Source organism: Bacillus sp. JJ1764 (assembly GCF_036962145.1).
In the GTDB taxonomy this organism is placed as follows: Bacteria; Bacillota; Bacilli; order Bacillales; family Cytobacillaceae; genus Neobacillus.
Map to the genome: position 1 here is coordinate 40,668 of NZ_JBALNY010000018.1, position 9,047 is coordinate 49,714.

8 protein-coding genes and 1 riboswitch are annotated in these 9,047 nt (G+C 37.5%); of the genes, 4 read left to right on the plus strand and 4 right to left on the minus strand.

What is annotated here, in order from left to right:
- Nucleotides 1–221: 221 nt before the first annotated feature.
- On the plus strand, nt 222–2,546 hold the full coding sequence (gene helD / locus V7083_RS02870) for an RNA polymerase recycling motor HelD (protein ID WP_335475173.1): 2,325 nt from the start codon (nt 222–224) through the stop codon (nt 2,544–2,546).
- 56 nt (nt 2,547–2,602) lie between these two features.
- Here helD and V7083_RS02875 read toward each other — a convergent pair whose 3' ends face one another.
- Together V7083_RS02875 and V7083_RS02880 are read right to left on the minus strand one after the other, a co-directional pair.
- The gene (locus tag V7083_RS02875; protein WP_335475175.1) at nt 2,603–2,737 is read right to left on the minus strand and encodes a BA3454 family stress response protein; all 135 of its coding nucleotides are present in this window, start codon (nt 2,735–2,737) and stop codon (nt 2,603–2,605) included.
- A 222-nt stretch (nt 2,738–2,959) separates the two neighbouring features.
- Nucleotides 2,960–3,190, minus strand: a complete 231-nt coding sequence (locus tag V7083_RS02880) for a hypothetical protein (protein ID WP_335475177.1) — start codon at nt 3,188–3,190, stop codon at nt 2,960–2,962.
- Between the two features lie 327 nt (nt 3,191–3,517).
- Here V7083_RS02880 and asnS point away from each other — a divergent pair, with 327 nt between their 5' ends.
- On the plus strand, nt 3,518–4,909 hold the full coding sequence (asnS, locus tag V7083_RS02885) for an asparagine--tRNA ligase (RefSeq protein WP_335475179.1): 1,392 nt from the start codon (nt 3,518–3,520) through the stop codon (nt 4,907–4,909).
- 94 nt (nt 4,910–5,003) lie between these two features.
- On the opposite strand, the gene V7083_RS02890 is transcribed toward asnS, so the two are convergent.
- Entirely contained in the window at nt 5,004–6,497 is a 1,494-nt protein-coding gene (locus tag V7083_RS02890; RefSeq protein WP_335475181.1) for an amino acid permease, read from the minus strand.
- Between the two features lie 181 nt (nt 6,498–6,678).
- A riboswitch (Lysine riboswitch) is annotated at nt 6,679–6,870 on the minus strand.
- A 181-nt stretch (nt 6,871–7,051) separates the two neighbouring features.
- On the opposite strand from V7083_RS02890, the gene V7083_RS02895 reads away from it, so the two are divergent.
- Nucleotides 7,052–7,867, plus strand: a complete 816-nt coding sequence (locus tag V7083_RS02895) for a YitT family protein (protein WP_335475183.1) — start codon at nt 7,052–7,054, stop codon at nt 7,865–7,867.
- A 35-nt stretch (nt 7,868–7,902) separates the two neighbouring features.
- On the opposite strand, the gene V7083_RS02900 is transcribed toward V7083_RS02895, so the two are convergent.
- Nucleotides 7,903–8,256: a winged helix-turn-helix transcriptional regulator gene (locus V7083_RS02900; RefSeq protein WP_335475185.1), complete on the minus strand. Its 354-nt coding sequence runs from the start codon at nt 8,254–8,256 to the stop codon at nt 7,903–7,905.
- 130 nt (nt 8,257–8,386) lie between these two features.
- Here V7083_RS02900 and V7083_RS02905 point away from each other — a divergent pair, with 130 nt between their 5' ends.
- Nucleotides 8,387–9,019, plus strand: a complete 633-nt coding sequence (locus V7083_RS02905) for a nitroreductase family protein (RefSeq protein ID WP_335475187.1) — start codon at nt 8,387–8,389, stop codon at nt 9,017–9,019.
- The last annotated feature ends 28 nt before the right edge of the window (nt 9,020–9,047 follow it).

Consider the following 9,047-nt stretch of genomic DNA (forward strand, 5'->3'; position numbering starts at 1 on the left):
GGGTATTAAAGTTTGAGGGGAAAATAAAAAAACGCCAATTAGGCGTTTGATGATGTAAGTAGGCAAAAGAAACTTGTATGAAAAGAAGGAACATGTTAAAATGAATATTGGTATATAGGTGAATTCATAAATTTATTTAGTATATCCCTAATTTAAATTTACCACAAGAGTATGCCGGTTGTCAACATCAACAACCAAATTTTTTTCTGGGGAGTGTTTTTATGAGTGACGTACAGAATAAGGATTGGCAATTGGAACAGGAACGGGTGGACTTGGTTGTAAAAGCGATTGATAACAAATCAAAAAAGCTAGATAAAAATGCTGGTACAGTCGGCTCGGATGTTCTTGAATTGCGTAAAACATTTTGGCAGGATGTTACCGTTAATCTGGATGAACCTGATGATGTGATCGAAACGGCAGCAAGCATTAAGCAGCAGGCAGAATTACTTTCAGAACGGGAGAGAACGCATCATCAATTGGACCGGCAACTGAGGACGTTAGCAAGATTAAAATACTCCCCTTATTTTGGTAGGATTGATTTTTTTGAAGAAGGGGAAGCTGCGCCAGAACAAGTTTATTTGGGAATTTCCTCATTAATGGATGAACAAGAAGAAAACTTCCTGATATATGACTGGCGGGCGCCCATTTCTAGTCTGTATTATGATTATCCTCCAGGTCCCGCTAAATACCAAATTCCTGATGGTACGATTAATGGAGAAATGACACTAAAACGGCAATTTATTATTAGGTCCTCAGAAATAAAAGGCATGTTTGATACAGGTGTCACCATTGGGGATGAAATGCTTCAGGAGGTCCTGGGAAATAATGCCAGCACCCAGATGAAGAGTATTGTAGCAACCATTCAACGTGAACAAAATATGATCATTAGGAATGAACGAAGTAATTTACTGATTGTTCAAGGTGTCGCGGGCAGCGGAAAGACTTCTGCTGCGATGCAACGGGTTGCCTATCTATTATATCGTTACAGAGGAACTTTAAAGTCGGAAAATATCCTGTTATTTTCTCCAAACCCTTTGTTTAACAGTTATGTGGCTACGGTTCTTCCTGAGTTGGGTGAGGAAAATATGCAGCAAACGACTTTTCAGGAATATTTACATCAACGTTTAGGGAGAGAATTTAACGTGGAGGATCCCTTTGCGCAAATGGAATATTTGTTAAAGGAACAAAATGAAGAGGCCAAGATGGTCAGGATTACAGGAATTCGATTCAAAGCCGGAGTCGCTTACAGGGAAATGATTGATCAATATGCAGAAGAACTGGCAACTAAAGGAATGCGATTTAAGAATCTGAACTTTAGAGGGGAAACATTAATTTCTGAAAGAGAAATTAGGAATTATTTTTACGATTTAGATCACTATCTTACTATTCCAAATAGGATTCAGCTTGTTCAGGAATGGCTGAGACGGGAATTGAAAAAATGGGTGAAACGGCAAATGTCCAGAGACTGGGTAGAAGAGGAGATACAGTTTTTAGAGAAAGAAGATTATTTAGAAGCATTTAAGAAACTTCAAGCAAACAAACGATACTCGGAACATTCATTCGATGATTTTGAACAGGAACAAAAGTTTTTGGCCGAAATGGTGGTAAAAGATCGATTTAAACCGTTGTTTGTTGCTGTAAAAGGATTAAAATTTATCGATATGTCGGAAATGTATATTCATTTTTTTGAACAGAATCATAAAGATTATAGGTTGCCGACTAATTGGGAAAAAATTCGTACGCAAACAGTGGAACAGTTTAAGTCACTAACAATCCCTTATGAGGATGCTACACCCTATGTTTATCTTCAGCATCTCATTGAGGGACGGAAAACCAATACGGGAGTTCGTCATATTTTCATTGATGAGGCACAGGACTATACGCCAATTCAATTTGCCTTTATTCAAAAGTTATTCCCTTACAGTAAAATAACGCTATTGGGAGATTTTAATCAAGCAATCTATTCTGGTGCTACGGGATCCCAAACAGTACTTACGGATCTTGCTTTCGAAGAAAAAGAAGCAGAGACCGTTATTTTGACAAAAACCTACCGTTCTACGAAGGAGATTGTAGAATTCTCAAAAGGGATCATTGAAGGCGGAGAGCAGATTGAGCCATTTAATAGGTTAGGGAGAAAACCATTAGTCACTTATAGTAATCCTGACTTGATAAACAACCACACACTTCATAAAATTCATGATTTGCAACAAGATGGATATAAGACCATTGCCATTATTTGCAGGACTGCGGAAGAAAGTAAGCAGGCGTTTGAAACCCTAAAAGGGAAGGTCTCCATTCATTTGATTGAAAAGGGAACTCTTTCCTACGAGCAAGGGGTATTAGTCATCCCATCCTATTTAGCGAAGGGTATTGAATTTGATGCAGTCATTGTATACGATATTTCGCAATATCGAAGTGAAGGGGAACGGAAGCTATTTTATACAGTTTGTACGAGGGCTATGCATGAATTGCATTTGTTTGCGACAAACGGAATAAGTCCTTTAATGGAGCGGGTTTCAAGGAATACCTATGAAATAGATAACTAAACTTAATAAAAGGCTGTTAGATTCACCTTGTGATCAAACAGCCTTTTTTCCTATATTTACTTCTTCCATTGCTTTTCTACCTGCTCATAAGCCAATCTCATTATTTCTTCATTTGAAGTCTCGCGATCAGTAATGACATTGGTTAAATACTTTCTACCTTCAAAATGAATGGTTACTTCTACTTGTACCATAATAAATCACCTATCTTTCAATTGTAATGGTTAAAACAGTGTTATCTGAAATTCTTGGGAGAGGGATACTCAAGTTAGTGCTTCTAAAAGGATACCTTTGGGTGCAAGAATTGTTTGGGAGTTATTAGGGTTTTTACATTATATCACAGTGATAATTTCATATGGAAGAGGGATTTTTTGTAAGAAAATGTTGAAAAACTGGCCTCCAATTTTGGAAGCCAATTAGTTTTCGACTAACATAAATTGTTCTGCAAATTGCTGAACAAGGGACTTGTCCAATTTATTTTTTTTAAACAATGATTCTGCAAGGGTCACATTGGCTTGTAAAAGTCTATTTCTTTTTAAATCACGAATGGTTATATCGCCATTTAATAATTGAATGGCCTTTTCTTTGGTGTCGGCATTCACAGATGATTCATATAGAAGGTAGGCAATACAGGTTATTTTGTCCAACAAAATCACTCTCCTGGCTTTATGAATCGAACTTTGTTTTATACACTATATAACATTCGACCAATATTTGTTATATTCCTTCTGTTTTTTTAACAATTTACGAAAAATTCAAACTTTTTACAATGCTATTATGGAAAAACTGTTGAATATTGCTTATTTATGATGGTTTTTATATAATATGATAGGGATATGAGACAGCGTTAAACAATAGGGGAGCCTTTCGTCCCATAGGGATGGGAGGCTTTTTATGTCATGAGCAGCATCAGCTTAGGAAGGGAACTCCCTTAGCGATGTGAAACCTTTACATAAGATTTAGGAGGAACAGAAATGAAACAAACCGTAATCAAAGATTTGTACAGAAATACGGAAAGTTATATTGATCAAAAAGTACAAATTTCTGGATGGATCCGTACTATTCGTGATTCCAAAACATTCGGATTCATTGAATTAAATGACGGAAGCTTTTTTAAGAGTGTCCAAATTGTATTTGATGATCAGTTAGACAATTATAAGGAAATTGCCAAACTTTCCATTAGTTCTTCAATTAAAGTGGAGGGGGACTTCATCCACACTCCTCAAGCTAAGCAGCCATTTGAAATTAAGGCGACTAGTATCTCCATTGAAGGAACTTCATCAGCGGAATATCCGTTGCAGAAAAAACGACATACCTTTGAATACTTACGCACAATTGCTCACTTAAGACCAAGAACCAATACCTTTGCTGCTGTATTCAGGGTTCGTTCTCTTGCTTCCTATGCCATTCATAAATTCTTCCAAGATAAAGGCTTTGTATATGTTCACTCGCCAATTATCACTGGAAGCGACACGGAAGGTGCAGGGGAAATGTTCAGAGTCACCACTCTGGATTTAGACAACCCTCCGAAAAATGAGGAAGGAAAAATGGATGCCACGAAAGATTTCTTTGGCAATGAAACAAACCTAACTGTAAGCGGCCAACTTTCTGCAGAGGCATTCGCTTTGGCGTTCCGAAATGTTTACACCTTTGGACCAACTTTTAGAGCGGAAAATTCCAATACGGCTAGACATGCAGCGGAGTTCTGGATGATTGAACCGGAAGTGGCATTTGCAGAACTGCCAGACATCATGGACTTAGCAGAAGAAATGGTTAAGTACGTAATTGGCTATGTGTTAGAACAGGCTCCAGAAGAAATGGACTTCTTCAATAGCTTTGTTGAAAAGGGTTTATTAGACCGGTTAAATAATGCCCATACCTCAGACTTTGGACGAGTTACGTATTCAGAAGCCATTGAATTATTGAAAAAGTCAGGTGAGAGTTTTGCTTACCCGATAGAATGGGGATTAGATTTACAGACAGAACATGAACGTTACTTATGTGAAAAAGTGTTCCAAAAACCGGTCTTTGTTACAGATTACCCTAAAGAAATTAAAGCATTCTATATGCGATTAAATGAAGATAATAGAACAGTTGCTGCCACAGACTTACTGGTCCCTGGAATCGGCGAATTAATCGGCGGAAGTCAACGTGAGGAAAGGGAAGAGGTTCTAGCCGGCAAAATTAAAGAGCTTGGCATGACTGAAGAAGATTACTGGTGGTACCTTGAATTAAGAAAATACGGCGGTACTAAACATTCAGGATACGGCTTAGGCTTTGAACGCCTAATTATGTATTTAACAGGAATGACTAATATCCGTGACGTTATTCCATTCCCAAGAACACCAGGTAATGCAGAATTTTAATAAACCAAAGTTAAGACCAACCCGCTCTAGGTTGGTCTTTTTTGGCATTAAAAAATGGCTCCGGATCTCGGAGCCACTTGTCATTATTGTTGTTTTACATATCCTCATCTGGTTCAACAGCTAAATCACACTGCTCTAACGGGATTAACTTGGATTTCTTGGTAAATTTATAGCCTAACCAAACAACCAAAAATAGAGGTAATCCAATATATGATACCATTACACCATTCCAATCGATATGATCACCCGTAAAAGCAGAATAGTTCTGACCAAGGACAACGAAGGCGCATACTGCGAATGCGAAGAGCGGACCAAATGGGAATAACTTTGCTCTAAATGGTAACTCATTTAAATCTCTTCCTTGGGCCACATATGCCCTTCTAAAACGATAATGGCAAATCGCGATTCCAAGCCAAGCGATAAACCCTGACATCCCGGAAGCATTTAATAACCAGACATAAACTGTACCATCACCGAAAAATGAGGCAAGAAACGCTAATGTTCCTACTAAAGTTGTGGCAATTAATGCATTGATAGGAACACCATTTTTATTTAATTTTGCTAAAAATTTTGGAGCTTTTCCTTCGCGAGCCAAATCCCATAGCATTCTTGTAGATGCGTACATCCCTGAATTACCCGCGGATAATACGGCAGTTAAGATAACGGCATTCATAACAGATGCTGCAAATGCGATTCCTGCTTTTTGAAATACAAGGGTAAACGGGCTTACCGATACATCACCATTGGCCAAATTTTCGTTAGTATATGGAATAAGAAGACCGATGACCAAAATAGCTAATACATAGAATAATAAAATGCGCCAAAATACTGATTTAACGGCACGAGGAATAGCCTTTTTGGGATCATCCGTTTCACCAGCAGCAACCCCAAGAAGTTCAGTGCCTTGGAAGGAGAAACCTGCCGCCATAAATATACCAAGCATGGTCATAAAACCGCCGTGGAAGGGTGCATCACCAATCGTTAGATTCTTGAATCCTACTGCATGGTCACCCAGGATTCCAAAAATCATTAAAGTACCGGCAATGATAAAAATGATGACTGTAACGACCTTAATTAATGAAAACCAATATTCTGCTTCCCCAAAGCCTTTTACAGATAGATAATTTAACAAGAACATAATCACTAAAAAGATACTGCTCCACAATAAAGAAGGTGTATGTGGAAACCAGAATTTCATTATCATGGTTACAGCTGAAAGCTCAGCGGCAATTGTGATAGCCCAGTTATACCAGTAGTTCCACCCAAGTGCAAAACCTAATGATGGATCAACAAATTTTGTTGCATACGTGCTAAAGCTCCCAGCAACTGGCATATATGCGCCCATTTCTGCCAAGCTCTGCATTAAAAAGTAAACCATGACACCTATTACGAGATATGAAAGAATTGCGCCACCAGGACCAGCACTATGAATGGCACCGCCACTGGCAAGAAATAGACCAGTACCAATGGTCCCACCTAATGAAATCATGGTAAGGTGACGTGATTTTAAGCTTCTTCTTAATTGCTCTGATTCATTGTTAGAAACCTGGACTTCTGAATAATCCCTGTTTTGTGCAGCAGATTGCATAAAAATAACTCCTTTAAAAATAGGCTATTCAGAAATAAATTCTGAATGCAATAGAGAACTGCGTCTCATGTTCAACCCAATTGGGTTTGCCATTTGGCGAGTTTCTTTAGAAGGAGTTTGGAATAGAAAAATGCCAACGAAGCAGATTCGATGGCATTATAAGTACCCCGCATCATACCTTCCGAAAGATAGCTCAACACACTTAGCTGGTAAAACTAAAGTGTGACAGTTCTGTTCCTGTTTGGAGACAGCCCCAGCATGCTATAACAGAGATTAAAGCACACTTCGGCAGCTTTTCCTTTCAAACGGAGTCTCTAACGTCTCTTGCATTTCTTCCGTTTTACTAATAAAAACCGCGACCTCTACCCCATCGGTTTGATGAGGATTTATCTATAAAGTTAATATACTACTAAAGTATAAATATTATAGTGAAAATGTCAATAGAAATAATTTCTTGGAATTGAATATTATTGGAAAAATAAATAAATTTACAGACGATATAAAAATCGTTATTATTTGAGAAAGAAATGATTAGTGGTGGGGGAAATTATATCATGAAATGGTTAGGATTAATTGTCGGCTCTCTTATTGTTGGGGTAGGGTTCAACCTCTTTTTAATTCCACACCATATCTTGAGTGGTGGGTTAAGCGGGATCTCCATGATTTTAGGGATGATAACACCTGTAAACACAGGTCTGATTAATTTTCTATTAAATCTTCCCTTATTAATCCTGGGATATAAGATGCTCGGAAAAAAATTTATGGTTAATTCAGTACTATCAGTTATTATTATTTCACTAGCACTTTATCTGATCCCGGTAGTTCCTATTGCAAAAGATACCATATTATCTTCCATTTTTGGAGGAGCAGTAACCGGGCTAGGTGTAGGTTTAGTGTTCCGGTGTTCGGGTTCAACTGGTGGTTTCGATATTATCGGAATGATAGTTGCAAGAAAAATGGATTTTCCAATTGGTGTTTTACTTTCAGGAATGAATGCAGTGGTCATCATGATAAGTGGATTTTTATTTAATTGGGATTCAGCCCTGAATACACTCGTGTCCATTTATGTAACCGGAAAAGTGGTTGATGCCATCTATACGGATCATGCCAAGTTAACGATCATGATTATTACTGAAAAAGGGCAAGAGCTACGAGAGCATTTGTTGACCAATCTATATCGTGGCTTGACCATCATGGATGGTACAGGCGGGTATACCAATTCGAAGCGGGACATTTTGATAACGGTCATTTCCAGATACGAACTGAACGAAGTAAAACAATTAATCACGGAAATTGATACAACAGCTTTTGTTAATATCACTGAAACCATTGAGGTTATGGGACTATTTCATCGCCCCAACCTAAAATAATGACGAGCTTGCACAATTTGTGCAGGCTTTTTATGTTATATGTTTTTGCGGCTTTTCACCCATTTCATAAGTGCCTCGATCACTTCTTCCAATTGTTTACCAGCCTCTGTTAATTCGTACTCCACTTTTTTTGGAGATTGATTAATCATTTTCTTCACGATTAATCCTTCCTTTTCCAAATCACGTAACCGTTCGGTTAACAGCCTGTCGGAAATTCCGTGTATCTCGGAAATAATTTCATTATATCTTTTCGGCCCTCTTAGCAAAGTATAAATAATAATACCTGTCCATCGCTTGCCGATAAACTCAATAGAATTAAGGAAATTTGTGCAGAAATGCGGAATTTCTTTCTTATTATCGTTATTTTGACAATTGTAAATTTCATTCATTTTAAAATACCTCATTTAGACTTTTCTATTAGTATCATAACACAAACTTTTCACTTGACGATACATACTTACTTTTAGTAAGCTAAATTCATACTTACTTTTAGTAAGCTAGAAGAATGGAGGAACAGTTATGAAAACAACTTTAACAAAAAGTTTATCAGAGGTAATGAAAGAACGTCATTCAATAAGAAAATATGATCCTAATTTTAAAATTCCACAAGAGGAAATAAAGGATATTTTAAAAGAAGCGACTACAGCACCATCATCCAGCAATCTTCAACCATGGCGATTTATTGTAATTGAGGATCAAGAAACAAAAAAAGAGTTAAGAGCCATTTCAAATAACCAGGAACAAGTAGAAACGGCATCAGCCGTTATAGCTGTACTCGGAGATAAAGAGATGTTCAAGAGTATTGAGCAAGTTTATCGCAGTGCACATGAAGCAGGGTTTATGGATGAAGCCAATATGAATCGTTTAATTCAAAGCGCCAATAGTACGTATCCATATGCACCAGAAGAGATTCGTAAACATATTGCAACATTCGATGCTGGCCTTATTTCCATGCAAATTATGCTGATTGCAAAGGATAGAGGCTATGATACAGTGCCAATGGGTGGATTTGACAAAGGTAAATTTGCAGAAAAATTTAATGTGTCTGATCGATATTTTCCAATTGTGTTAATTCCAATCGGCAAGGCAGCTGCATCTCCATTTAATACCACCAGATTACCATTGGATGATGTTTTAATCGAGTATATTTAAACATAAGGCACTGTTAAACTTGTCTGTT

What these genes read in the sequence shown, in the direction of transcription:
- helD (WP_335475173.1), top strand. Translation starts at nt 222, where the DNA reads ATGAGTGACGTACAGAATAAGGATTGGCAATTGGAACAGGAACGGGTG.
- V7083_RS02875 (WP_335475175.1), bottom strand. Translation starts at nt 2,737, where the DNA reads ATGGTACAAGTAGAAGTAACCATTCATTTTGAAGGTAGAAAGTATTTA.
- asnS (WP_335475179.1), top strand. Translation starts at nt 3,518, where the DNA reads ATGAAACAAACCGTAATCAAAGATTTGTACAGAAATACGGAAAGTTAT.
- V7083_RS02890 (WP_335475181.1), bottom strand. Translation starts at nt 6,497, where the DNA reads ATGCAATCTGCTGCACAAAACAGGGATTATTCAGAAGTCCAGGTTTCT.
- V7083_RS02895 (WP_335475183.1), top strand. Translation starts at nt 7,052, where the DNA reads ATGAAATGGTTAGGATTAATTGTCGGCTCTCTTATTGTTGGGGTAGGG.
- V7083_RS02900 (WP_335475185.1), bottom strand. Translation starts at nt 8,256, where the DNA reads ATGAATGAAATTTACAATTGTCAAAATAACGATAATAAGAAAGAAATT.
- V7083_RS02905 (WP_335475187.1), top strand. Translation starts at nt 8,387, where the DNA reads ATGAAAACAACTTTAACAAAAAGTTTATCAGAGGTAATGAAAGAACGT.